The sequence below is a fragment of the Tardiphaga sp. 42S5 genome, assembly GCF_034044155.1.
In the GTDB taxonomy this organism is placed as follows: Bacteria; Pseudomonadota; Alphaproteobacteria; order Rhizobiales; family Xanthobacteraceae; genus Tardiphaga; species Tardiphaga robiniae.
Genome location: NZ_CP139027.1, coordinates 3,700,906 through 3,724,311 on the forward strand (window position 1 = coordinate 3,700,906; position 23,406 = coordinate 3,724,311).

Consider the following 23,406-nt stretch of genomic DNA (forward strand, 5'->3'; position numbering starts at 1 on the left):
TCAGCGCTGAAATGCGTGGCGCAGCATCTGCGCCATCTGCAGCAGGGCTGGTGTCTGCTTCACGATCCGCTTGGCATGGGCGAAGGATGACAGGCCCATGGCGCCGAGCTTGCCGCGCGTGGTGAGCGGCACGAAACTGTCGAAGATCGGCTCGTCGTCCTTGCAGAACATTCGCTTATAGTCATCGCCGCCGATACCGAGATCCAGCGAGGTCACGCCGCGCTCGGCATAGGCATCGATGATGGTGCGCATCAGGATCAGGCCGGGGCTGTATTTCGCATTCTCCGACATGGTGTAGGTGTTGAACATCATCGAGAAGCGGCTGTCGTCGGCGACACCGGCGAACATCGCGATCACTTCCTCGTCGCATGCGAGCGCGTGGATATCGATGGTGTAGCCATCCGCCCGCGGCGTCGCGCAGGCCTGGCGGATGAAGGCTTCGACACCGGGCTCGGCGAATACATTGGGCAGGTTCTGTTCGGCCATGCGCAGCGGCTTGATGGCGAAGAAGGCGTCGAGCACGCGTGTGACCTCGGCCTCCGTCTTCGCGTGCATGTAGCGATAGCCGGCAAGATTTCGGTACTTGCCTTCCTTGGTCTTGAGGCGCTTCCGGAATGAATTGCTGATCCGATCTGTCGCGGCTTCGCCGGGCACCATCTTCAGCACCGGACAATCATTGGTCGAGGCCTGGCTTGGCAGCAGCGCGAGCGGATTGTCGATGCCGATCCAGCTTTTGGGCTGACGGACCAGCGCGAGGACGTCGACCGTCTCGGTGTGCTTTTGAATTCCCCGCAGCAGTGCGTCGATATCTGCCTTTGTCGCCTGCGCCGCGAAGTCGCGCCGGAACAGCGGCATGTTGAAGGTGACGTGCTTGCCGCCGAGATAGCCGGCGACGCGCATGCCGTTTTCGCGGCTGACGGCGAGCGGCAACAACATCAGCGGCTGATGCGCGGCGTCATAGGCGACGACGATGAAGGGCTTCAGGCCTTCCTGGACGCCGATATGGGTCTGCCAGGCCGACTGGAAGTCGAAGCGCTGATAGGGCGTGGAAAGCTGTTCGGACGTCTCAAGGCTGCGCCAGACGGCTTCGGCGGCGCTGAAATCGCTGGTCACATCGACGCGCGCGATGTGGCTCGCAGTTGCCATCGCCACAGGTGTTTCCATCACAGCAGCCATGGTCATCGCGAGCCTGTTTCAGATTTTGTTTAGATTTTTAGGTTTGGGGCGACCTTTGCAAAGAAATGTCAACAAACAGTAATGACAATAGCCGACTGGCGAGAGGCATGACGCCGCTTGGGAGAATCTGCGGTGTCATACAAGACCGGTTGGGGCGCGGCACTTGCCTTCGAACTGACTTATCTCAGTGGTGCGCATCGTCTGCTGGAACGCGCATATGGCGGCGCCGGTATCATTCTCAAATTCGAACGCGTGCGATCGCCGCGGCAGGACGCCTTCCAGCCGCTGCGATCCCACGAGATCACGCCGCGGTTTCTCGACCGTGCCATTCGCGCGCTGAAGCGCTGGCCCGTCGATATCGTCGGCATGGACGAGGTGTGTCGCCGCGCCAGTGCGCCGCGCGCGGGACGGAGCTTCGTTGCGCTGACCTTCGATGGCGGCACGCGCGACTTCATCGATTTCGCCTATCCGCTGCTTCAGGCGCATGAGGTGCCATTCACGCTCTATCTGCCGAGCGCCTTTGCCGATGGGCTCGGCGCCATGTGGTGGCTGGCGCTGGAGCAGGCGATCGCAACACATGATCGCATCAGCCTGATCATCGATCACCGGCAGCGGCATTTCGAAACGGCCACGACTGCCGACAAATATCGCACCTACTATTACCTCGATAGCTGGATGCGGACGTTGCCTCCGCACGAACTGGCCGTCGCGGCGGACGATCTCTGCAAACGCTATTCGGTCGATAATGCGACCCTGTCACATCATGCTGCGATGCATTGGGACCATGTGGCCACGTTTGCGGGCAATCCGCAGGCGATGATCGGCAGCAGCACGGTCAACTATCCGGCGCTCGCCAATCTCGGCGACAGCGCGGCATCGCGCGAGATCGCCATGGGGCGGGCCGTGGCACAGGCCGCGCTTCCCTATGAGCCGCGACATTTCGCCTATCCGTTCGGCGATAAAGCCTCATTCGACAAGCGTCACGTCGCGATGGTGGCGCAGGCCGGCTTTGCCAGCGCCGTGACATCGCTCCCCGGTGTCATCGAGGCCAATGGTGGATCGGATCTGCATGCACTGCCGCGGCTGGCCTGGGACGGCCGGCGGCAATCGCTGCGGGCCTTGCGGGTGATGGTATCCGGCGTGATGCTTGGTGCGGGCGCGCAGCGCTAGCCGACCTCGGGATCCACAGGATCGGCTTTGCCCATCCAGCTGATGATCGGCATCGCCGGGAGCACCCAGCCGAGGCCGGCGATGACGTAGAAGGCTGCCTGCAGCCAGCCGTTATTGGCCAGCCAGGGGGTTTGCGCGATGGTCATGCCGAGCAGCGACCACACCACCACGAGGATCAGCAGAAAGATGGTTCCGAAGAATTTGCGCGTGCGGATGGTCATGACGGAAATGTGCGGTCCAAAGTCGGTCTGAGATCGGGGTAGGCAAAGTGCCCAACTTTGCAGGCCTTCGCGGGCGGACTATAAGGGGCTCGAAATTTCATTCAAGGCGCTGGGTTTTTGGCGCTGATTTTGTCGCTGATTTTGCGGCTGTTCCGAGACCCCTGCGATGACCGCTTCGTCCCAAACCCGCCACAAGGAATTACGCCCGGTGCGCTGGTGGCTGATTGCCGTCGCCGCGATGATCGTGGCGATGGTGCTGGTCGGCGGCGCGACGCGGCTCACCGAATCCGGCCTGTCGATTGTCGAATGGAAGCCGGTGACCGGCGCCATTCCGCCGCTCGATGAATCGCACTGGATCGCGGCCTTCGAGGCCTACAAGCAGATCCCGCAATATCGCGAACTGAATAGCGGCATGACGCTCCATGAGTTCAAGACCATCTTCTGGTGGGAATGGAGCCATCGTCTGCTCGGCCGCGTCATCGGCATGGTGTTCCTGTTGCCGTTCCTCTGGTTCCTGTGGCGCGGTATCCTGACCTCGGAACTGAAGAAGCGGCTGTGGGTGATCTTCGGCCTTGGCGGCCTGCAGGGCGCGGTGGGATGGTGGATGGTGGCCTCGGGCCTGACCAAGCGCGTGGAAGTCTCGCAATATCGTCTCGCGGCGCATCTGATGCTGGCACTGATCATCTTCGCCGCCATCGTCTGGACGCTGCGCCGCCTCGGCGACCGCGCGCCGGTGCTGACGGCAAGTCGCTTGCGCGTGACGAGCTGGGTATTGTTGGGGCTGACCTTCCTGCAGATCTATTTCGGTGCGCTGGTCGCGGGTCTGCGCGCCGGTCGCGTCTTCAACACCTGGCCGGAGATCGACGGCGCGCTGATCCCGTCTGCGTCGCGGCTGTTCTTCGAGGACCCGTGGTGGCGCAACATGTTCGACAACACGCTGACGGTTCAGTTCCAGCATCGCATGACCGCCTATGTGCTGTTCGCGCTGGCGATCTGGCATGTGATCGATGCGATCCGCGCGCGGGCAGGGGCACCGGTTGTCAACGGCGCGCTGTGGCTGGCGGCATCGATCGCGGTGCAGGCTGCGCTTGGCATTCTCACGCTGCTGCATCAGGTGCCGATCGATCTGGCGCTGACGCATCAGGCGGTCGCGATCGTGGTTTTGACGCTGGCGATCCTGCAGGTGGAGCGGATGAAGCCGCGCGGGGCGGCACTGACGGAGCGTCAGCTCGACCTCGCGGTCGGCAAGGCCGCCTAGCTCCGACGCGTCACCGACTAGAACGATTGTAACGGAGTTGACGCAGTCGTGTGGCTGCGCGGCTTTCGCTCATGCGTGCCGCGCAATAGATACGATGCACCGCCACACGGGATTGGGTCATGTCCTCCGCATTCATTCAGGCTGCCGTCATTCTGCTGCGCGAGGGCCTTGAGGCCATGCTCGTGATCGCGGCGCTGGCCGGCTATCTCCGCAAATCCGGCGGCGGCCATCGCGTGACCGCGCTCTATCTGGGCGCGCTGGCGGCGATCCTCGCCAGCCTGATCGCAGCCTGGGTCTTTGCGGTGTTCAATTCCGGCGATCACAGCGATGTCTTTGAAGCCATCGTCATCCTGTTTGCTGCAGGCCTGATGCTCTATGTCAGCGGCTGGCTGATGGTGAAGCAGGATCCGCGCGGCTGGCAGGATTATCTGGCGGCGAAGGCGGATCAGGCGCTCGCGCAGGATACCGGTCTCGCCGTCGCGATGCTGGCATTTCTGGCTGTGTTTCGTGAGGGCGCCGAGACGGTGCTGTTCATCAACACGCTCGCGACCACCGAAGGCGGCTGGAGCGTCGGACTGTTCGGGGGTCTGGCGGCGGCGACCGCCGGTCTCGTCGTGCTGTTTTATTTCATCAACATGATCGCCCAGCGCATCCCGCTGCGACCGCTGTTCATCATCACCTCGGCCTTCCTGTTCGTGATGGGCATCAAGTTCATCGGCGAAGCGATCCAGGAATTCCAGGAACAGGCGATGATCGGGGTCACCGACGCGCCAGGCAGCGCATTCCTGACGGCGATCGGTTTCAATCCGACGCTGGAAGCGCTGTCGATCCAGTTGCTGGTGGTGCTGTTCGCGCTGGCGACCTATTCGGTGTTCCAGCGCAATGCACGCTTGATCCGCGAAGCGAAAGCGATGCGCGCCGAGGGTTGATTGTCATTCCGGGTTCACACGCGCACCTTTGCGCGTGTGAACCCGGAATCCCGTCATGTTCAGCCAGGCCATATTGAGATTCCGGGTTCGTCCGCGGCTTTCGCCGCTCCCGCCCCGGAATGACAGTGTGTGGTCCTTACGCGTTCAGCGCCTGTTCGAGATCCGCGATCAGATCTTCCTTGTCCTCGATGCCGACAGACAGCCTGACAACGTCGGGTCCGGCGCCGGAGCGCGTCTTGGCTTCGTCGTCGAGCTGGCTGTGCGTGGTCGAGGCCGGGTGGATCACCAGCGAACGGGTGTCGCCGACATTGGCGAGATGCGAGAACAGTTTCAGGTTCGACACCAGGCTGACGCCGGCGTCGTAGCCGCCCTTCAGGCTGAAGGTGAACACCGCGCCCGCGCCCTTCGGCGCATATTTGCGGGCGAGGGTGTGATAGCGGTTATCCGACAATCCCGAATAATTCACCGCCGCCACTTTCGGATGTGCCGATAGCCATTCGGCGACCGCCTTGGCATTGTCGCTGTGGCGCTGCATGCGCAGCGGCAGCGTTTCGATGCCGGTCTGGATCAGGAATGCGTTGAACGGCGACAGCGCCGGACCGAGATCGCGCAGGCCGAGTACGCGGCAAGCAATGGCGAAAGCGAAGTTGCCGAACGTCTCCTGCAGCTTGATGCCATGATATTCCGGACGCGGCTCTGACAGCACCGGATATTTGTTGCCTTTCGACCAGTCGAAGGTGCCCGCGTCCACGATGATGCCGCCGAGCGAATTGCCGTGGCCGCCGAGAAACTTGGTCAGCGAATGCACGACAATGTCGGCGCCGTGGTCGATCGGCTTGATCAAATAGGGCGTCGCCAGCGTGTTGTCGACGATCAACGGCACGCCGGCCTTGCGGGCCACGGCCGCGACCGCCTCGATATCGGTGATCGAGCCGGCAGGATTGGCGATGGACTCGATGAAGATCGCCTTGGTCTTGTCAGTCACCGCGCGCTCGAACGAGGGGACGTCATCGGGATCGGCCCACACTACGTTCCAGCCGAAGCTCTTGAAGGCATGGCTGAACTGGTTGATCGAACCGCCATAGAGTTTGCGCGAGGCGATGAATTCGTCGCCGGGCTGCAGCAGCTGCTGAAACACCACGAGCTGCGCGGCATGGCCGGACGCGACGGCGAGGGCTGCCGTGCCGCCTTCCAGCGCTGCGACGCGTTCCTCGAGGACAGCCGTGGTCGGATTGGTGATGCGCGTATAGATGTTGCCGAAGGATTGCAGGCCGAACAACGAGGCGGCGTGATCCGCATCGTTGAAGACGAACGAAGTGGTCTGATAGATCGGCGTCGCACGCGCGCCGGTGGTCGGGTCGGGCTGCGCGCCGGCATGGACGGCGAGGGTGCCGAAGCCTGGAATACGATCGTTCATCATCACTCCCTGTCGAATAGCGGTTTGTTGGCGCCAACCTGATCGGGCGCGGCGCTGCCGTCAAGGCGAGGCGGCATTTTGCCCTGACTTCGCAACAGTCGTGCTGCGCTGTGTCATTTCAAAGGAAATAAAATCGCGAAACGCACCGTCAGGCGGTGTCGTTCTTGTCCTTGTTATTTTGCTGCGCAACGCGATCGGCCGCAGCGGTGCTACCACCGCCAAGGCTGCTGCGATTCAGCGACAGCCGCATGCCCTGGGTGGGGATCGGCGCGCGCTTGGAGCTGAGCGTGCGCGAATTGACACCCATCCACTGGATCTCCGACGACAGTCGGCCATATTCGATCTTGGGGCAGCGGTTCATCACCACCTTGATGCCTGCGGATTCAAGTTTGGCGGCGGCCTCATCATGGCGCACGCCAAGCTGCATCCAGACCACCTTGGGCAGCGGATCGAGCGTCAGTATGATGTCGACGATCGGCATGACATGCTCGGCGCTGCGGAAGATGTCGATCATGTCGACCGGGCGACCGATCTCCTGCAGCGAGGCGACGAACGGCTTGCCCAGTAGGCTCTTGCCGACCTGGCCGGGATTGATCGGGATCATGTCGTAGCCGCGTTCGGCGAGATACTTGAATACGAAATAGCTCGGCCGCACGTTTTGCGGGGAGGCGCCAACCATCGCGACGGTTTTGACGGTGTTGAGGATCTCGCGGATATAGGCGTCGTTGTAGCTGTCGTGGTTCATTTCAATTACCGGTCTTCCCACTTCGGCTCGCGCTTCGCGATGAACGCGCCGATGCCTTCCTCGGCATCGCGGGCCATCATATTCTCGGTCATCACTTCAGCGGCGAAGCGATAGGCGTCTGCGAGGTTCATCTCGGCCTGGCGATAGAAGGCTTCCTTGCCGATCTTGACCGTATGCGCCGACTTGCGCGCAACTTGCTCTGCCAGCGTGATCGCTGCATCGCGTTCGGTGCCGGCAGGCACCACGCGGTTAACCAGGCCGATCTCGCGGGCGCGGGTGGCGGAGATGGGCTCGCCGGTGAGCAGCATTTCCATCGCCTGCTTGCGCGGCACGTTGCGCGACAGCGCCACCATCGGCGTCGAACAGAACAGGCCGATATCGATGCCGGGCGTCGCAAATTTTGCGTGTTCGGAGGCGATAGCGAGATCGCAGCTCGCGACCAACTGACAGCCCGCGGCAGTGGCGACGCCGTGCACCGCTGCGATCACCGGCTTCGGCAGACGCACGATGGCCTGCATCATGGCGCTGCAGATCGTCATCATATGCGCGAAATAGGCGCGGCCGCGATCGGTGTCTGTACGTCGCGCGGTAAGTTCTTTCAGGTCGTGTCCGGCGGAGAAGACCGAGCCGTTGGCGGCGATCACCACGGCGCGCACGGTCTTGTCGCCGGCCAGGTCATCGAGGGCGGCGTGCAATTCGCCGATCAGTCCTTCGGAGAGACTGTTGCGGGCGGCCGGACGATTCAGCGTCAACACGCCGATGCTGCCGACCGTTTCACGCAGAAGAATGGATGGCCGCGCTGTTTCCGCGCGTGCTGGTTGAACCATGACTTGAGATTCCATCGCTGGGCAGGACCGTCACCATATTGTAACAGGACGGCACAAGCGAGAGCAGGGTAGAGACATGGCGACTGCGAAAATGAGCGTGGCTGAACTCGAGGCGTTTCTGAAGCGCGAGTTCCCGCAGGCCTTTGGTGCCGGCGATATCGCGATTGAAAGCGCTGATGGTACCACTTGCCTGCTGCGCCAGACCTATGGCGAACGCATGCTGCGGCCGGGCGGTACGGTATCGGGGCCGACACTGATGGCCCTGGCCGATTTTGCCATGTACGTCGTGCTGCTGTCGGCCATCGGTCCGGTCGGTCTCGCGGTGACCACCAGCCTGAACATCAATTTCCTGCGCAAGGGCCTGCCGGGGCAGGATGTGCTGGCAGCCGCCAAGCTGCTGAAGCTCGGAAAACGCCTCGCGGTGGGTGAAGTGACCCTGTTGTCAGGCACTTCGGCCGATCCGATCGCCCATGTAACGTCGACCTATTCCATTCCGAACGTTGGGTAATTCCAAGGGTATTATAGAACCATAATTATAACGTAATGATTTAACTGGTGAATTCAGTCATATTTGGCATTGACGGAATCCGGTTCTCTATCTAGAAACGCGCTCAGTTCGGCGGATCACCGCCGATATCCCCTTTTCATGGATATTCACAATGAAGACGTTTTCGGCAAAGCCCGCCGAGATCACGAAGAAGTGGATCGTCATCGACGCCACTGGTCTCGTGGTGGGCCGGCTGGCCACGCTGGTCGCAATGCGGCTGCGCGGCAAGCACCTCCCGACCTACACCCCGCATGTCGATTGCGGCGACCATGTCATCATCGTCAACGCGGACAAGGTGGTTTTCACCGGCCGCAAGCGTGAAGACAAGGTCTACTATCACCACACCGGCTTCATCGGCGGCATCAAGGAGCGCACTGCAAAGTCGATCCTCGAAGGTCGTTTCCCGGAGCGCGTTGTCGAGAAGGCCGTTGAGCGCATGATCCCGCGTGGCCCGCTCGGTCGCGTCCAGTTCGGCAATCTGCGTGTTTATGCCGGTGCAGAGCACCCGCACGAGGCCCAGCAACCAGAAGCATTCGACGTTGGCGCGTTGAACCGCAAGAACAAGAGGGTCGCATAATGTCGGATACCATGCAGTCTCTCGACCAGCTGGCGTCACTGAAGGTGTCGGCTCCTGATGCGCCGAAGTATGTGAAGAAGATCGACAAGCAGGGCCGCGCCTATGCGACCGGCAAGCGTAAGGACGCTGTCGCCCGCGTCTGGATCAAGCCGGGCGCCGGCAAGGTCGTGGTCAACACCCGTGAAGTCGAAGTGTACTTCGCGCGTCCGGTGCTGCGCATGCTCATCCAGCAGCCGCTGGTCGCTGCGGCCCGCGCTGGCCAGTACGACGTGATCTGTACCGTTGCCGGTGGTGGTCTGTCGGGCCAGGCCGGTGCCGTGCGTCACGGCATCTCCAAGGCTCTGACCTGCTTCGAGCCTGATCTGCGCGGCGTCCTCAAGAAGGGCGGCTTCCTGACCCGTGACTCGCGTGTCGTCGAGCGCAAGAAGTACGGCAAGGCGAAAGCCCGCAAGTCCTTCCAGTTCTCGAAGCGCTAATTTCTGCTTCGATAAAATTTGCTGCAAATGCGGTGAATACAATTTTGAAAAGGGCGCCTTCGGGCGCCCTTTTTGCGTTCCGGTACATTCCGGATACCGACAGATTGATGCAGTTTTTCGTGAAAACTTGTGCGGGCGCGCAAACGGATTTCCAATCGGTACACTCGTATGTTCGATGATGGCGAAGAGGCCAGTCCGAATCATGATGGTTTGGAAATCTCGCAACAATTGCCGGTGCTCAAATATGTCGCTCGATTCTTCCACGCTCTATTTGGTGGCAACCCTGGTTGCGGCGATGTTGGGCGGGATGCTGCTGTTCTTCGGACGACAGGAAAAGATCGCGGCCCTCAACTGGTGGGGGCTGGCTTACCTGCTCGGCGCCGTATCGGTCGCATTGTGGACACTTGCCGCGTCGCTCCTGGGTGACGTGCTGTCTTTGGCATTCAATGCCGTGGGCTTCGTGGCCTGCGGCATGGTGTGGAACGCTGCGCGCGTGTTCCATGGCCGTAGCCCGAGCTGGGCTGGCCTGTTTCTCGGCGCCATCGCCTGGATCGCGGTCATCTTCGCCCTGCCGGCTGAGGCCGCGTCGCTGCGCATGACCATCGGCGCCGGCATCGTCGCGCTTTATGCGATGTTGACGGCCCATGAATTGTGGAACGAGCGCCGCAAGGCGGTGCAACGGCGCTGGCCGACCATTTTGGTGCCGATGCTGCATGGTTTCGTGCTGATGCTGCCGATCCTGCTCGGCGACCTGCTGCATGGCGATCATAGCAATTTCGGCAGCAGCATCTGGGTCACGGCCTTTGCCATCGAGCTCGTGCTCTATGCGGTCGGCACGGTGTTCCTGATCTTCATGCTGGTGTCCGAGCGCGCGGTCACGGCGCACAAGGTCGCGGCATCCTGCGATCCGCTCACCGGCCTGTTCAACCGCCGCGGCTTCTCCGAGGCGACGGCGCGGATGATCGAGCGCGAGGCGAAAGCCGGCCGCCCGGTCACAGTGATGATCTTCGACATCGATCACTTCAAGTCGATCAATGATCGCTTCGGCCATCCCGCCGGCGACGAGGTGCTGAAACTGTTCGCCACGGTCATCACGCATACGCTGCGGATTACCGATCTGTCGGGCCGCATCGGCGGCGAGGAGTTTGCGGCGATGTTGCCCTGCAGCCTGGACGAGGCGATGCAGGCGGCCGAGCGCGTGCGCGAGGCGTTTGCGACCTGCGGCATCCAGGTCGACGAGGCGCCGGTCGCGACCACCGTGAGTATCGGTGTGGCCGGCGGACCGGCCGGCACTGAACTCGACGTCCTGCTGGCTGCCGCGGACACTGCGCTCTACCAGGCCAAGCGCAGCGGCCGTAACCGCGTGCAGGCGGCGGAAGAAGAACCGCTGTCGCTGGAGCAGGGGCGCCGCGCTGCGGCGATCGGGCAAGCGGCGAAGCCGAGCGTCGTGCGGGCCGCGGTCACGATGACGGCAAGCGGCGCGCGATAAAGGATCCGTTTACCATTCGATCCCTATGGTCATCGCATGATGACCTCGTCTGACTCGACCTCCAATACTGCTTTGATGTCGCTCGAAGCGGCCGCTGCCTCGGCCCGTGCCGGCTTTGCCTGCATGTTTTCGAGCTCGGACGAATACGAGACCGCGCTGATCACCGAGCGTCGTGCGCAGGGGCGCTACGGCGCGCAGCACAGCAAACTGCCGGTCGTCGCTTTCATCGGCTGCTGCGTCATGGTCGCCGGCACGGTTCTGCTGTTCGCCTGATCACTTTTCGGCGGCTCCTTCACCGAACCCCGACTTTGCGGTAAAGACACCGACCGCAAAACAAAGGGTCGGGAAACCATGATCACTGAAATCGCACAGATCGACGTCAAGCCGGGCACCGAGAAGGATTTCGAGGCGGCCGTCGCCAAGGCGAAGCCGCTGTTCCTCCGCGCCAAGGGTGGCAAGGGTTTTGAGCTGCACAAGTCGGTCGAGATGCCCTCGCGCTACCGTCTCGTCGCCAAGTGGGAAACCCTCGAAAACCACACCGTCGATTTCCGTGGTTCGCCCGATTTCGCCGAATGGCGCGCGCTGGTCGGCCCGTATTTCGAAACGCCGCCTTATGTCGAGCACACCGAGACTGTGCTGACCACCTGAGTTCGATCAGTAGGTAAGGCGGATTAGCCAACGGGTCGCGCGAAACGCGCCCGATGATAAACTCCGCGTAGTCCGCCTTACGCCGCCATCGCCTTATCCTGCGCAGAGGCTTCGTCCTCTTCGCGCATGAAGTCGATGACGACCTTGACGATCGCCAGCACCGGCAGCGCCAGTGCGAGGCCCCAGACGCCGAACACCACGCCGAGCAGGATCTGGAACGCGAACAGCGTGGCGGGCGGAATGTCCAGCGCCTGCCGCTGCAGGATCGGGGTCAGGATGTAGCTCTCCAACGCATGCACGCCCATGAACAGCGCGAAGGCTGACGCGGCGGCGACCCAGCCCGAGGCGAGGCTGGCGAGCACGACGATCAACCCGCCGAGCAGGGCGCCAACGGTGGGAATGAAGGCGAGCAGGCCGGCCTGAACGCCGAGAATGAAGGCGCTGGGAATCCCGATCAGCTTCAGCCCGATCCAGGTAATGGCGCCGACCACCACCATGGTGAGCATCTGCGCGATCAGCCAGCGCTGCAGCGTGTCGCTGATGCGATCGACGATGACCGTCATCGGCGCGCGATGCTTCGCCGGCGTGAGATGCAACAGCCCTTTGCGATAGACGCTGGGCTGTGCGGCAAAGGACAGGCCCAGAAACAGCACGATGAAGAAGTTGCCGACCGCGCCGACGGTGCCGAGCAGGATCTTCAGTGTCTGGCTGACAATGGCGCCGCCTGATGATGCGATGGTGCCGGCGCTCGGCAGGCCACTACCCGACTTCGGCGTTGAGGTGGCGGGCGACGTGCCGGGCTCGGCGGGCGTATCCGACGTGATGCTGTTGAAATCGAAATAGCTGGTGTCGACGCCGTGCTGCTCAAGATAGGTCTTTACGTTGACGACCTGTGACTTGAGGGTGCCGGACAGCGTCTTGGCCTGATTGGCGATGGTCGACCCGCCCAGATACATCACGCCCACCAGCATCGCGGCGAGCACAATGCAGATCATGACGAGCCGCATTGGATGCGGGCCGCCCATGAAGCGCCCGGATAATTCCGTCAGCGCATTGAGCGCCACGCCGAGCAGGATGCCTGCGAAGATCAGGAATAGCGTTCCCGAGAAGTACCAGGCGAAGCCTATGAGGATCGCGAAGGACACCGTGGCGATGCCGCCCGCCGTGATCGCCCAGGTCAGGTCGCTGCGCGTCTGGACATTGGCTTCTGCGGGCACGGTGGATCCTCTGCATCGATTGGACTTTCACTGTTCCGTCAATTGCATCGGGGATCAAGACATATCGCCGCTTTGACGTCTCCGTCGCGATCGTGCATGGCCGATGGGGGAGGCCAATAGTAATGAACATGCTGAAATGGGTCGGTCCGCTCGGACTGCTCGCTGCCTTGGTGATCGGCGATCAGATCCGGATCAACCGGCCCGCGCACAAATATCGGCTGACCATGGAGATCGAAACGCCGGATGGCCTGAAGTCGGCCTCGAATGTCGTCTCCGTGCATCCCTATCGGGGCTACCAACCTGCCGGCAAGGTGACGTCACGGGGCGATGCCGTGGTCGTCGATCTCGGCGGCGGCAGGAATCTTGCCGCGCTGATGTTGCATGACGACAAGGGGAGCGCCGATTTCGACGGCGCCAATTTCGTGGCGATGCGCGCCTATCAGGCGGCGGGGCGCAAGATCGCCTTTCGCGACGTCAGCAGCCAGACCGGCGCCGTGCCGGTCACCGGCGAATTGATGCCGGTGCTGGCCAGTTTCACAGACCCCCGGGATGCATCGACGGCGCGGCGGCTGCAACCGGATGATCTGTCGCCCCTCGGCCCTGGCACGCGGCTGCGCGGCGTCACGGTGGAGGCGGTGCCGAATGGTCTGTGGCCGATCGATTTCGGCGGGGGTCTCGGCGAACCCGTCACGCGCGGTGTCACCGCGAAATTGCCGTGGGCCGCCAGCGAAGGGGAGGCAGCCAGGGCGCTTGCGGCGATCGGCTTCCCGAACGCGCCTGAACCGGCGATGGCTCTCGCCCGGAAATAGCCGCCAGGAGAGGCGCAACGAAAAAGGCGCCCCGTTGCCGGAGCGCCTCAATCGTTTCGATGTAATTCCGGAGGGAATTACAGCGAGTAGTACATGTCGAATTCGACCGGGTGCGGCGTCATTTCGTAACGCATCACTTCGGTCATCTTCAGCTCGATATAGCTGTCGATGAAGTCGTCATCGAATACGCCGCCGTTCTTGAGGAAGCCGCGGTCCTTGTCGAGGTTCTCAAGGGCTTCGCGGAGCGAACCGCACACCGTCGGGATCGACTTCAGCTCTTCCTTCGGCAGATCGTAGAGGTCCTTGTCCATGGCCGGACCCGGATCGATCTTGTTCTTGATGCCGTCGAGACCGGCCATCAGCATCGCGGCGAAAGCGAGATACGGATTGGCCATCGGATCCGGGAAGCGGACTTCGACGCGCTTGGCCTTCGGGTTGGTGGTGTAGGGGATACGGCAGGAGGCCGAACGGTTGCGCGCGGAGTAGGCGAGCAGCACCGGGGCTTCGTAGCCGGGGACCAGACGCTTGTAGGAGTTGGTCGACGGATTGGTGAAGGCGTTAATCGCCTTGGCGTGCTTGATGATGCCGCCGATGTAGTGGAGGCAGGTCTCGGAGAGATCGGCATACTTGTTGCCGGCGAAGGTCGGCTTGCCGTCCTTCCAGATCGACTGGTGCACATGCATGCCCGAGCCGTTGTCGCCGAAGACCGGCTTCGGCATGAAAGTGGCGGTCTTGCCGTAGATGTGCGCGACCTGATGGATGCAATACTTATAGATCTGCATCTGGTCGGCCATGTAGGTCAGCGTGTCGAACTTCATACCGAGTTCGTGCTGGGCGGACGCCACTTCGTGGTGATGCTTCTCGACCTTGACGCCCATGCGCGCCATCGCGCCGAGCATTTCCGAGCGCATGTCCTGCACCGAGTCCTGCGGTGGGACGGGGAAGTAACCGCCCTTGGTGCGGATGCGGTGGCCGAGATTGCCGCCTTCATATTCGGTGCCGGAGTTGGTCGGCAATTCGGACGAGTCGAGCTTGAAGCCGGTGTTGTAGGGGTCGCTCGAGAAGCGGACGTCGTCGAACACGAAGAATTCGGCTTCCGGACCGACGAACACGGTGTCGCCGATGCCCATGGACTTGACCATGGCTTCGGCCTTCTTGGCGATGCCGCGCGGGTCGCGGTTATAGGGCTCGCCGGTGGAGGGCTCGAGAATGTCGCAGGTGATGACCATGGTGGTCTCTGCGAAGAACGGATCGATCGTCGCCGTTGCCGGATCCAGCATCAGCATCATGTCGGACTCGTTGATCGCCTTCCAGCCGGCGATCGAGGAACCGTCGAACATGGTGCCTTCGGCAAACATTTCTTCATCGACCATCGAGACGTCGAAGGTCACGTGCTGCCACTTGCCGCGGGGATCGGTGAAACGCAGGTCGACGTATTTGACGTCATTGTCCTTGATGGACTGCAGGACTTCTTTGGCGGTCGTCATGGGGCTCCCTACCTTTAATTTGCGGGCCGATTTCCGGGACGTAACAATCTGTCGTGACGATCAGGTCACAACGGCATGTTTTCAACAAGACAAACCGTCAACACAGAAGGCTGCCGAAGCAGCCCTTTTGGTGACGCCTTGAAGCGTTGAATGTCGGATAGCACCCGGCTTGGAGAGCGTCCAGTCCGTCAGATCGCGTCGAGTCCGGACTCGCCGGTACGGATGCGCACGGCTTCCTCGATGTTCGACACAAAGATCTTGCCGTCACCAATGCGGCCGGTTTGTGCGGCGCGACGGATGGCATCGATCGCCTTTTCGACGAGGTCGTCGCCAATCACGATCTCGATCTTCACCTTGGGTAGAAAGTCGACGATGTATTCAGCGCCACGATAAAGTTCGGCGTGGCCCTTCTGACGGCCGAAGCCCTTGGCTTCCGTGACGGTAATGCCTTGCAACCCGACTTCCTGAAGAGCCTCTTTCACCTCGTCCAGCTTGAAGGGCTTGATGATGGCTTCGATCTTTTTCACTGAACGTCTCCCCGGCACTTCCAATCAGGCCGCAAGTTATTTGCCTCAAGTAGCTTTGACCATTGCGCGTTGTGCGCACACTGTTCGATACCCAATTTCGGGCGTTATTACGCTGCCGCCACGCCGCACAGACGAAATCTCGCCCGATGCGGTAGACGGTCGGCCACCCCTGTCTCTTGAACAGGTGTCTTTCAACATTTGCCGGTGAGCGCGACGGACCCGAAGCTGGCTTCCCTAAAAGCAGGGTCCGTGCCAAGTTCGCTCCTCGGCTATTTTTGAAGCATTATCAGGTTATTACATCGCACCTGACGAGGTTCGCATCAAGAGTATTCGACTACTTTTGCCTACATAGTGATCAAGATGATCGCGTGATGTGCAGTTTTACTCTGCTGCGTTCGCGTGTGACGCGAGTGCCTTCTAAAAAGGCGTAGTGAGAAGCGAGATGGATATTCTAACGACCGACGAGATGGCGCGCGCTGATCAACTCACGATTGCGGCGGGCACGCCAGGCTTCAAACTCATGCGCGCCGCCGGACGGGCGGTCGCGGATGTGGCGGGCGAGCTGGCCGAGGAGGGAGCGATCCTGGTCGTTGCCGGTCGTGGCAACAATGGCGGCGATGGCTTCGTCGCGGCGGCCGAGCTCGCGGCGCAGGGGCGTGACGTTTCAGTGATCGTGCTCTGCGACCGGGCAACGCTGAAGGGCGATGCGGCGCTGGCTGCCAAGGGATGGAAGGGTGAGGTGCTGCCCTGTGATCCCTCCTTGATCGGGCAGCCGGCTTTGATCATCGATGCGTTGTTCGGCGCCGGGCTCAATCGTCCGGTCAAGGGCGATCCACTGATCATGATCGACGCCATCAATGCGGCCGGCGTGCCCGTGCTGGCTGTCGACCTGCCGAGCGGTATCAACGGCGATTCAGGGGCCGTGATGGGCGGCGCTATCAGGGCGACCGAGACCGTGACATTCTTCAGGCCCAAGCCGGGCCATCTGCTGGTGCCGGGCCGGGTGCATTGTGGCCGGCTGCGGGTGATCGACATCGGCATCGACGAGGATGTGCTGGCGGAAATCCGCCCGCAGACCTTCGAGAACAATCCGGACCTGTGGGCCGACGCGTTTCCGGTGCCGAAAATCAACAGCCACAAATTCTCGCGCGGCCATGTCGTGGTTGTCTCCGGCGACATCGCCGCCACCGGCGCCGCCCGGCTGTCGGCCCGCGCGGCGCTGCGCGGCGGGGCCGGGCTGGTGACGGTGGCGTCGCCGCGCGATGCGCTGGCGATCAATGCCGCCGCGCTGACTGCGGTGATGGTGCGGCCGGTGGATACGTCGGCAGAGTTCGCCGCGCTGATCGGCGGCAAGGTGTCAGCCTGCGTGATCGGGCCGGGGGCCGGTGTTGGCGAACGGACGCGCATGTTCGTCGAGGCCATCCTGGCCACGAAGCGGCATACGGTGCTCGACGCGGATGCGCTGACCAGCTTCGCGGAGGCGCCCGAACGGCTGTTCGATCTGATCAAGGCCAGCCCGGAATCCGGCGTCGTGTTGACGCCTCATGAAGGTGAATTTTCACGCATCTTCAGTAAGGTGGAGGTGGAATATCCAGCGTTATCTAAACTGGAGCGGGTTCGTCTGGCGGCGCAGAAGTCAGGTGCTATCGTGCTATTGAAGGGGCCGGATACGGTCGTGGCGTCGCCGGATGGCCGGGCTGCCGTATCAGCCAATGCGCCGCCATGGCTGGCGACTGCCGGTTCCGGCGATGTGCTGGCCGGCATTATCGGCGCGCTGCTGGCGCAAGGCGTTCCGGCCTATGAGGCCGCCTGTATCGGCGTCTGGATGCATGGCGAGGCGGGCAGCGAAGCCGGCCCCGGATTGATCGCCGAGGATCTGACCGAGGTGCTGCCGGCGGTGTTCCGTCGGCTCTATGACCAGCTCGGTATCCAGTACTGAGAAGGCCTAGTCGACGCCGTACCAGCGGACCTGCCGCGGGGCGGCCCAGTCAGCGACGAAGGCCTCCATCAGCCAGCGCCCGACATTGTTGGCGGCAAAGGCGATGCGCTGGGTCTGGCCGACGTCCAGCGCCAGGGTGTCGAGCCAGAATGGCTTCCAGCCGTCATCGAGCCTGTCGAGCAGGCGGACGTGATGGCCGTGGATCTGGAATACCATCGGGCTGGTGGCCCGGTTGGTCAGCGCAAGCACCACGGTGCGGCCGGGCTTGGTCCGGAATGCCGGCGGCGTGCTGGCGGACAGATCGACCGGCTTCAGCCATTCGGGACTGACGGCGCTCAGGGCCATATCGACGCGCAGCGCGCCCTTGAGATCGAGCTGAGCGGGCAAACCGTTGGAGGGCAGCGGCGCGGCGGCCGGCAGGGGTGTGGCCCGTAGCGGCGGATCGTTGGACACTTTGATCTGGCCGATCGGCCGGGCTGACTTGCCGTCATGGAGCAGGATCGCCGAGGTCGATCCCGCCGGCCTGACGGCGTCGAGGAAGACGTCGACCCGGGTTCCGGGCGCCAGCACCACCTGATTATTACGGGCAGGGAATGGCTCCGAGGGCTGGCCGTCGATGGCCATCACGCGGACCTCGTGATCGTCGAATTTCATAGCAACCACATTGCGTTGGCAGCCATTGATGAGACGGAGCCTGAGCCGTTCATTGACCCGGGCCGACAGCTCCAGCGTGGATTTCCGGTTGATCAGGAACAGTGCGGCCGCGTCTTTCGGATCGGTGCCGGGGGCGAGCAGACCGCCGTCTGGCTTGAGGCGGAAGTCCTCGATCAGCAGCACCTCGTCGCGGTCAACCTCGATCGGATCGCTCTCCTGGACGACGACGCTGCGGACCTGCGACGGCAGCGCCTGGCCGTCGCTAAGCAGGCGCATATCCAGATACGACGTCCCGGCACTGCGCAGATGCAGTTTGAACGCGTCCCTGGCCCCGGCTGCGACCGGCTTGCGGTCGAGCAGCGGCGCAATCCCCGTCACGCCGTTAATGCCCCGGCAGTTCAGGGCGATAGGGACAGGCAGCTGATTGGCGAGTTGAACTGTGATCTCGTCGTCGCGGTTGAAGCGCAGCGGACCCTTCTGGGCCGAGTGGAGCGTCCACGCCTCAGTGGAGGCGCCGGGCTTCACCGGGAAGGGACCGGCCTTTGCCTGCAGTCCCAGCGCGGCGACGGCTTGCGCGAGGCTGATCCGGGGCAGAATCGGGGCGATCATCGCGCTCCCGGCGCCTGCAAGCAGGGTCCGGCGCGTGAGGGAGAGACAACGGTTCGTCATGCCCAAATCCCGACCATTTTGCCGCGCCAAAGTCCAGTTGCCGGGGCTGCGGCAAGTAAGCTGCTATGTGACCATTTTTTTGCTGCGAACCACGGTCCCCATGTTATAAGCCCGCCGCTCGCGACATCGCGGCCGGACATGATGTTTTTCGCGGGCGTGGCGGAATTGGTAGACGCGCTGGATTTAGGTTCCAGTGACGAAAGTTGTGGGGGTTCGAGTCCCTCCGCCCGCACCAAGCGCACATAGCGTTTGACCATGACGATTTTCGGACGTGTTTCCGCAAGGTTGGCCTTGCAGAGACAGTTCGCACCACCGGCGCAGGCTCTGGCCTGATGCCGCACAGATTTACAATGTCCGGGCCATTGGGCCGGACCAAGCGGGAAGAAGATTGACGCCATGCAGGTGAATGAAACCCTCTCCGAGGGATTGAAGCGCGAGTTCTCGGTCAACGTGCCGGCTGCCGACATCGAAGCCAAGGTCGATGCGCGCCTCGATGACATGAAGGGCAAGGTCAAGCTCAACGGCTTCCGCCCGGGCAAGGTTCCCGTCGGTCACCTGAAGCGTCTCTATGGTCGCTCGGTTGCCGCCGAGACCGTCGATGAATTGATCCGCGACACCAACACGCAGATCTTCACCGAGCGTGGCTTCAAGCTCGCCTCCGAGCCGAAGATCACGATGCCGACCGAGCAGAAGGAAGTCGAAGACATCCTGTCGGGCAAGTCGGACCTCAATTACACCGTCGCCATCGAAGTCGTGCCGCCGATCGCGCTCGCCGACTTCAAGAGCTTCACCGTCGAGAAGCCGGTGGCCGAAGTGACCGATGCGGACGTCGATGAAGCCATCAAGCGCGTCGCCGACCAGAACCGTTCCTTCACCGAGAAGACCGGCAAGGCCGAGTCGGGCGACCGCGTGACGGTCAACTTCAAGGGCACCATCGATGGCGTCGCCTTCGAGGGCGGCACCGGCGAGGAGATCCCGGTTGCGATCGGCTCCAACACCTTCATCCCGGGCTTCGAGGACCAGCTGATCGGCATCGCCGCCGGCGAGACCCGTACCCTCAAGGTGTCGTTCCCGGTCAACTATGCGAGCGAGACGCTGGCCGGTAAGGCTGCCGAGTTCGAGACCACCGCGGCCAAGGTGGAATCGCCGGTCGACACCGTGATCGACGACGAGTTCGCCAAGACCCTCGGCCTCGAGTCCCTCGACAAGCTGAAGGAAGCCGCACGCGAGCGTCTGGTTGCCGAATTCGCCGGTGCGACCCGCCAGCGCGTCAAGCGCCTGCTGCTCGACCGTCTCGACGAGACCCACAAGTTCGATGCGCCTCCGTCGCTGGTCGACGAAGAGTTCAAGCTGATGTGGAATTCGATCCAGCAGGAGATGGCATCGTCGGGCAAGACCTTCGCCGATGAGGACACCACCGAAGAAGCCGCTCAGGAAGAGTACCGCAAGATCGCCGATCGCCGCGTGCGCCTCGGTCTCGTGCTCTCGGAGATCGGCGAGAAGAACAAGATCACCGTCAGCGATGACGAGGTCAGCCGCGCCGTGATCGAGCGCGCCCGTTCGATGCCAGGCCGCGAGAAGGAAGTGTGGGACTTTTACCGCAGCAATCCCAACGCGCTGGCCCAGCTTCGTGCACCGATCTACGAGGACAAGGTCGTCGACTTCATTCTCGAACTGGCCAATGTGACCGAGAAGAAGGTGTCCAAGGACGACCTCTACAAGGACGAGGATGAGAAGACTGCGGCCTGAGCCGCAGCTTCTTAGAAGACGTTAAAAGAAACGCCGGCCGGGTCCTCCAGCCGGCGTTTTGACGTTAAGGATACCGCCCGAAACAGGTTCCAAAAGGGCTCCAGCGCTTTGCGGTGGCCGTCCGAATCGGCTTGAACTGAGGTTGAGGGCGGCATGTGGACCGGTGGTCTTGTTGCTGCTCGATTGGTCCATATCTGTGGGCTCTGTTTGTTGTTCCTGCATCACGGGACGTTCGTCCTCTCCCGGCAAACCGTAACCGGTTCCAGTCTTGCCGATGGACGTGTGTCTCCTCCAACCTTTCGGGTGATCAATGCGCGATCCGGTAGAAACCTACATGAACCTCGTCCCGATGGTGGTCGAACAGACCAACCGCGGTGAACGGGCTTACGATATCTTTTCGCGCCTTCTGAAGGAGCGCATCATCTTCGTGACCGGTCCGGTCGAGGATGGCATGTCGACGCTGACCGTTGCCCAGCTTCTGTTTCTCGAAGCCGAGAATCCGAAGAAGGAAATCTCGATGTACATCAACTCGCCCGGTGGCGTGGTGACGTCGGGCCTCGCAATCTACGACACGATGCAGTTCATTCGTCCGCCGGTGTCGACGCTGTGCGTCGGTCAGGCCGCGTCGATGGGCTCGCTGTTGCTGACGGCTGGCGCAAAGGACATGCGCTTCGCGCTGCCGAACGCCCGCATCATGGTTCATCAGCCGTCAGGCGGCTTCCAGGGGCAGGCCACCGACATCCTGATTCATGCCAAGGAAGTCGAGAGCCTGAAGCGCCGGCTCAACGAGATCTATGTGAAGCACACGGGACGTGCTTACGAGGACATTCACAACGCGCTCGAGCGCGATAACTTCATGACGGCGGATCAGGCGAAGGATTTCGGGCTGATCGACAAGGTCATCGACAAGCGCGCTGAAGAATCGACCCCGGCGAAGCCGGCCTAAACGACGCCGTTTCGGCGAACATATCGAGACCGAGACAGACGGCGCCCGCGCGCCGCCTGTCCCAAGCCAGCCATATCGATCAAGTTATTCCCGAATTGGTACTATGTGCCGACGCCAGCAGATGCGAGAGTTCCGCTTTCGTGCTGGTCGGGTGGTGTCATTCACGCAACGTTCCCCAATTTTCGGGGTTCTCCCGCGCAAATGCCGCAAATCACGCTATTGTCACGCTCCAGGCGATGGAGCCGATTAGCGAATTCTTGATCATCGGCTGTCAGCATGGTTCGCTGATGCGGATCGGTTAGTATCGCGGGGATTCGAGTGAGCCGTGATTCGAGCGGCATTCTGGAACGAGGTCTTTTTTGGTACGGATTTTGCTCTATCTACGGGATATGTCCCGTAACTGGGCGACCGGCAGACAAAGATCGAACGGCGGACGGAGATAGGAATGAGTAAGGTCGGTACCAGCGACTCCAAGAACACGCTGTATTGTTCGTTCTGCGGCAAGAGCCAGCACGAAGTTCGCAAACTGATCGCGGGTCCTACCGTCTTCATCTGCGACGAATGCGTTGAACTCTGCATGGACATCATCCGCGAGGAGAACAAGTCTTCGCTGGTCAAGTCGCGCGACGGCATTCCGACGCCGAAGGAAATCTGCAAGGTGCTCGATGACTATGTCATCGGTCAGTTCCATGCGAAGAAGGTTCTCTCGGTCGCGGTGCATAACCACTACAAGCGCCTCAACCACCAGACCAAGCACAACGACGTCGAACTCGCGAAGTCGAACATCCTGCTGATCGGTCCGACCGGTTCGGGCAAGACGCTGCTCGCGCAGACGCTTGCGCGCATTCTGGATGTGCCGTTCACGATGGCCGATGCGACGACGCTGACCGAAGCCGGTTATGTCGGTGAGGACGTCGAGAACATCATCCTGAAGCTGCTGCAGGCGGCCGACTACAATGTCGAGCGTGCGCAGCGCGGCATCGTCTATATCGACGAAATCGACAAGATCTCGCGCAAGTCGGACAATCCGTCGATCACCCGTGACGTGTCGGGTGAGGGCGTGCAGCAGGCTCTGCTGAAGATCATGGAAGGCACCGTGGCCTCCGTGCCTCCGCAGGGCGGCCGCAAGCATCCGCAGCAGGAATTCCTGCAGGTGGATACGACGAACATCCTGTTCATCTGCGGCGGTGCGTTCTCGGGGCTCGAGAAGATCATCTCGTCGCGTGGACGGACCACCTCGATCGGCTTCGCCGCTCAGGTTCTCGCGCCGGAAGATCGCCGCACCGGTGAAATCTTCCGCCATGTCGAGCCGGAAGATCTGCTGAAGTACGGCCTGATCCCCGAATTCGTCGGCCGTCTGCCAGTGGTCGCGACACTCGAGGATCTCGACGAGACCTCGCTGAAGAAGATTCTGATCGAGCCGAAGAACGCGCTGGTCAAGCAGTACCAGCGCCTGTTCGAGATGGAGAACATCGAGCTGACCTTCGCCGACGAGGCGCTGGGTGCGGTGGCCCGCCGGGCTATCGAACGCAAGACCGGTGCACGTGGTCTGCGGTCGATCCTGGAGAGCATTCTGCTCGAAACCATGTTCGATCTGCCCGGTCTGGAAGGTGTCGAGGAAGTCGTCATCTCCAAGGAGGTTGTGGATGGGACGGCTCGCCCGCTCTACATCTACGCCGACCGTTCGGACCGGACCGCCGAGAGCAGCGCAAGCGCCTGATCCACGCGGCTTTCGGGCCCATCGACTTAAGTTCAATAGGCGGCTGCCGGTGATCGGCAGCCGCCTATTTTATTGCTGCTACGCTCTGTAAACCGCCCTTGTTCATGGGTATTTCCGCGACTTGACACCCCCCCGGCCCATAGCCACCTAATGCTCTCGGCGAACACAAAATCTCCCTCAAGATTCGCCATAACGATCCGGACACGTAG

The 23,406-nt window shown here is 62.0% G+C and carries 23 protein-coding genes and 1 tRNA gene; 15 read left to right on the top strand and 9 right to left on the bottom strand.

The window, feature by feature from the left end:
* A complete protein-coding gene (locus SFY93_RS17085) occupies nucleotides 1-1,182 on the bottom strand; it encodes a GNAT family N-acetyltransferase (RefSeq protein WP_320443960.1) in 1,182 nt (393 codons plus the stop codon).
* A gap of 126 nt (nucleotides 1,183-1,308) precedes the next feature.
* On the opposite strand from SFY93_RS17085, the gene SFY93_RS17090 reads away from it, so the two are divergent.
* Nucleotides 1,309-2,346 (top strand): polysaccharide deacetylase family protein, encoded by a 1,038-nt coding sequence (locus tag SFY93_RS17090; RefSeq protein WP_320443961.1) that lies wholly within the window; start codon nucleotides 1,309-1,311, stop codon nucleotides 2,344-2,346.
* Here the strand turns inward: SFY93_RS17090 and SFY93_RS17095 are convergent.
* Nucleotides 2,343-2,567, bottom strand: a complete 225-nt coding sequence (locus SFY93_RS17095; RefSeq protein WP_175367111.1) for a DUF2842 domain-containing protein — start codon at nucleotides 2,565-2,567, stop codon at nucleotides 2,343-2,345. The two genes, SFY93_RS17090 and SFY93_RS17095, sit on opposite strands and share 4 nt — an antisense overlap.
* Before the next feature lie 166 nt (nucleotides 2,568-2,733).
* Between SFY93_RS17095 and SFY93_RS17100 the strand changes: the two genes are divergently transcribed.
* Both SFY93_RS17100 and SFY93_RS17105 read left to right on the top strand, forming a co-directional pair.
* Nucleotides 2,734-3,825 (top strand): COX15/CtaA family protein, encoded by a 1,092-nt coding sequence (locus SFY93_RS17100; protein WP_320443962.1) that lies wholly within the window; start codon nucleotides 2,734-2,736, stop codon nucleotides 3,823-3,825.
* A gap of 119 nt (nucleotides 3,826-3,944) precedes the next feature.
* Nucleotides 3,945-4,754 carry an FTR1 family iron permease gene (locus SFY93_RS17105; RefSeq protein WP_320443963.1) on the top strand — a complete coding sequence of 270 codons (810 nt, stop codon included), beginning with the start codon at nucleotides 3,945-3,947 and terminating at the stop codon, nucleotides 4,752-4,754.
* A 136-nt stretch (nucleotides 4,755-4,890) separates the two neighbouring features.
* On the opposite strand, the gene SFY93_RS17110 is transcribed toward SFY93_RS17105, so the two are convergent.
* From SFY93_RS17110 to SFY93_RS17120, 3 genes are all read right to left on the bottom strand, one after another.
* A complete protein-coding gene (locus SFY93_RS17110) occupies nucleotides 4,891-6,171 on the bottom strand; it encodes an O-acetylhomoserine aminocarboxypropyltransferase (RefSeq protein WP_068730964.1) in 1,281 nt (426 codons plus the stop codon).
* Nucleotides 6,172-6,319: 148 nt separating this feature from the next.
* Nucleotides 6,320-6,916, bottom strand: coding sequence for a CoA-binding protein (locus tag SFY93_RS17115; RefSeq protein ID WP_120290062.1), 597 nt, complete (start codon nucleotides 6,914-6,916; stop codon nucleotides 6,320-6,322).
* Between the two features lie 5 nt (nucleotides 6,917-6,921).
* Nucleotides 6,922-7,743, bottom strand: coding sequence for an enoyl-CoA hydratase (locus SFY93_RS17120; protein WP_320443964.1), 822 nt, complete (start codon nucleotides 7,741-7,743; stop codon nucleotides 6,922-6,924).
* A 76-nt stretch (nucleotides 7,744-7,819) separates the two neighbouring features.
* Between SFY93_RS17120 and SFY93_RS17125 the strand changes: the two genes are divergently transcribed.
* The 6 genes from SFY93_RS17125 (at nucleotide 7,820) to SFY93_RS17150 (ending at nucleotide 11,480) form a co-directional block, all read left to right on the top strand.
* A complete protein-coding gene (locus tag SFY93_RS17125; RefSeq protein WP_068730919.1) occupies nucleotides 7,820-8,251 on the top strand; it encodes a PaaI family thioesterase in 432 nt (143 codons plus the stop codon).
* 151 nt (nucleotides 8,252-8,402) lie between these two features.
* Nucleotides 8,403-8,867: a 50S ribosomal protein L13 gene (gene rplM, locus SFY93_RS17130; RefSeq protein ID WP_320443965.1), complete on the top strand. Its 465-nt coding sequence runs from the start codon at nucleotides 8,403-8,405 to the stop codon at nucleotides 8,865-8,867.
* Nucleotides 8,867-9,343, top strand: coding sequence for a 30S ribosomal protein S9 (gene rpsI / locus SFY93_RS17135; RefSeq protein ID WP_320443966.1), 477 nt, complete (start codon nucleotides 8,867-8,869; stop codon nucleotides 9,341-9,343). The genes rplM and rpsI overlap by 1 nt, the downstream gene beginning before the upstream one ends.
* A gap of 244 nt (nucleotides 9,344-9,587) precedes the next feature.
* Nucleotides 9,588-10,832 carry a GGDEF domain-containing protein gene (locus SFY93_RS17140; protein WP_320443967.1) on the top strand — a complete coding sequence of 415 codons (1,245 nt, stop codon included), beginning with the start codon at nucleotides 9,588-9,590 and terminating at the stop codon, nucleotides 10,830-10,832.
* 39 nt (nucleotides 10,833-10,871) lie between these two features.
* Nucleotides 10,872-11,105 carry a hypothetical protein gene (locus tag SFY93_RS17145; protein ID WP_320443968.1) on the top strand — a complete coding sequence of 78 codons (234 nt, stop codon included), beginning with the start codon at nucleotides 10,872-10,874 and terminating at the stop codon, nucleotides 11,103-11,105.
* 78 nt (nucleotides 11,106-11,183) lie between these two features.
* Nucleotides 11,184-11,480: an antibiotic biosynthesis monooxygenase family protein gene (locus SFY93_RS17150; RefSeq protein ID WP_092142187.1), complete on the top strand. Its 297-nt coding sequence runs from the start codon at nucleotides 11,184-11,186 to the stop codon at nucleotides 11,478-11,480.
* A 77-nt stretch (nucleotides 11,481-11,557) separates the two neighbouring features.
* On the opposite strand, the gene SFY93_RS17155 is transcribed toward SFY93_RS17150, so the two are convergent.
* The gene (locus tag SFY93_RS17155) at nucleotides 11,558-12,697 is read right to left on the bottom strand and encodes an AI-2E family transporter (RefSeq protein WP_320443969.1); all 1,140 of its coding nucleotides are present in this window, start codon (nucleotides 12,695-12,697) and stop codon (nucleotides 11,558-11,560) included.
* Between the two features lie 122 nt (nucleotides 12,698-12,819).
* Between SFY93_RS17155 and SFY93_RS17160 the strand changes: the two genes are divergently transcribed.
* A complete protein-coding gene (locus SFY93_RS17160) occupies nucleotides 12,820-13,506 on the top strand; it encodes a hypothetical protein (protein WP_320443970.1) in 687 nt (228 codons plus the stop codon).
* A gap of 77 nt (nucleotides 13,507-13,583) precedes the next feature.
* On the opposite strand, the gene glnA is transcribed toward SFY93_RS17160, so the two are convergent.
* The gene (glnA, locus tag SFY93_RS17165) at nucleotides 13,584-14,993 is read right to left on the bottom strand and encodes a type I glutamate--ammonia ligase (protein WP_068730911.1); all 1,410 of its coding nucleotides are present in this window, start codon (nucleotides 14,991-14,993) and stop codon (nucleotides 13,584-13,586) included.
* Between the two features lie 188 nt (nucleotides 14,994-15,181).
* Nucleotides 15,182-15,520, bottom strand: a complete 339-nt coding sequence (locus tag SFY93_RS17170) for a P-II family nitrogen regulator (protein WP_068730910.1) — start codon at nucleotides 15,518-15,520, stop codon at nucleotides 15,182-15,184.
* Nucleotides 15,521-15,962: 442 nt separating this feature from the next.
* Between SFY93_RS17170 and SFY93_RS17175 the strand changes: the two genes are divergently transcribed.
* Nucleotides 15,963-17,459: an NAD(P)H-hydrate dehydratase gene (locus tag SFY93_RS17175; RefSeq protein WP_320443971.1), complete on the top strand. Its 1,497-nt coding sequence runs from the start codon at nucleotides 15,963-15,965 to the stop codon at nucleotides 17,457-17,459.
* A gap of 6 nt (nucleotides 17,460-17,465) precedes the next feature.
* Here SFY93_RS17175 and SFY93_RS17180 read toward each other — a convergent pair whose 3' ends face one another.
* Nucleotides 17,466-18,722, bottom strand: a complete 1,257-nt coding sequence (locus tag SFY93_RS17180; RefSeq protein ID WP_320443972.1) for a multicopper oxidase family protein — start codon at nucleotides 18,720-18,722, stop codon at nucleotides 17,466-17,468.
* Between the two features lie 210 nt (nucleotides 18,723-18,932).
* Between SFY93_RS17180 and SFY93_RS17185 the strand changes: the two genes are divergently transcribed.
* From SFY93_RS17185 to clpX, 4 genes are all read left to right on the top strand, one after another.
* A tRNA-Leu gene (locus SFY93_RS17185) sits at nucleotides 18,933-19,017 on the top strand.
* Between the two features lie 161 nt (nucleotides 19,018-19,178).
* A complete protein-coding gene (gene tig, locus SFY93_RS17190) occupies nucleotides 19,179-20,531 on the top strand; it encodes a trigger factor (protein ID WP_093758783.1) in 1,353 nt (450 codons plus the stop codon).
* A gap of 310 nt (nucleotides 20,532-20,841) precedes the next feature.
* On the top strand, nucleotides 20,842-21,477 hold the full coding sequence (locus SFY93_RS17195; protein WP_089264576.1) for an ATP-dependent Clp protease proteolytic subunit: 636 nt from the start codon (nucleotides 20,842-20,844) through the stop codon (nucleotides 21,475-21,477).
* A gap of 445 nt (nucleotides 21,478-21,922) precedes the next feature.
* Complete coding sequence (gene clpX, locus SFY93_RS17200; protein ID WP_089264575.1) at nucleotides 21,923-23,197, top strand: ATP-dependent Clp protease ATP-binding subunit ClpX; 1,275 nt, start codon at nucleotides 21,923-21,925, stop codon at nucleotides 23,195-23,197.
* Nucleotides 23,198-23,406 lie beyond the last annotated feature (209 nt).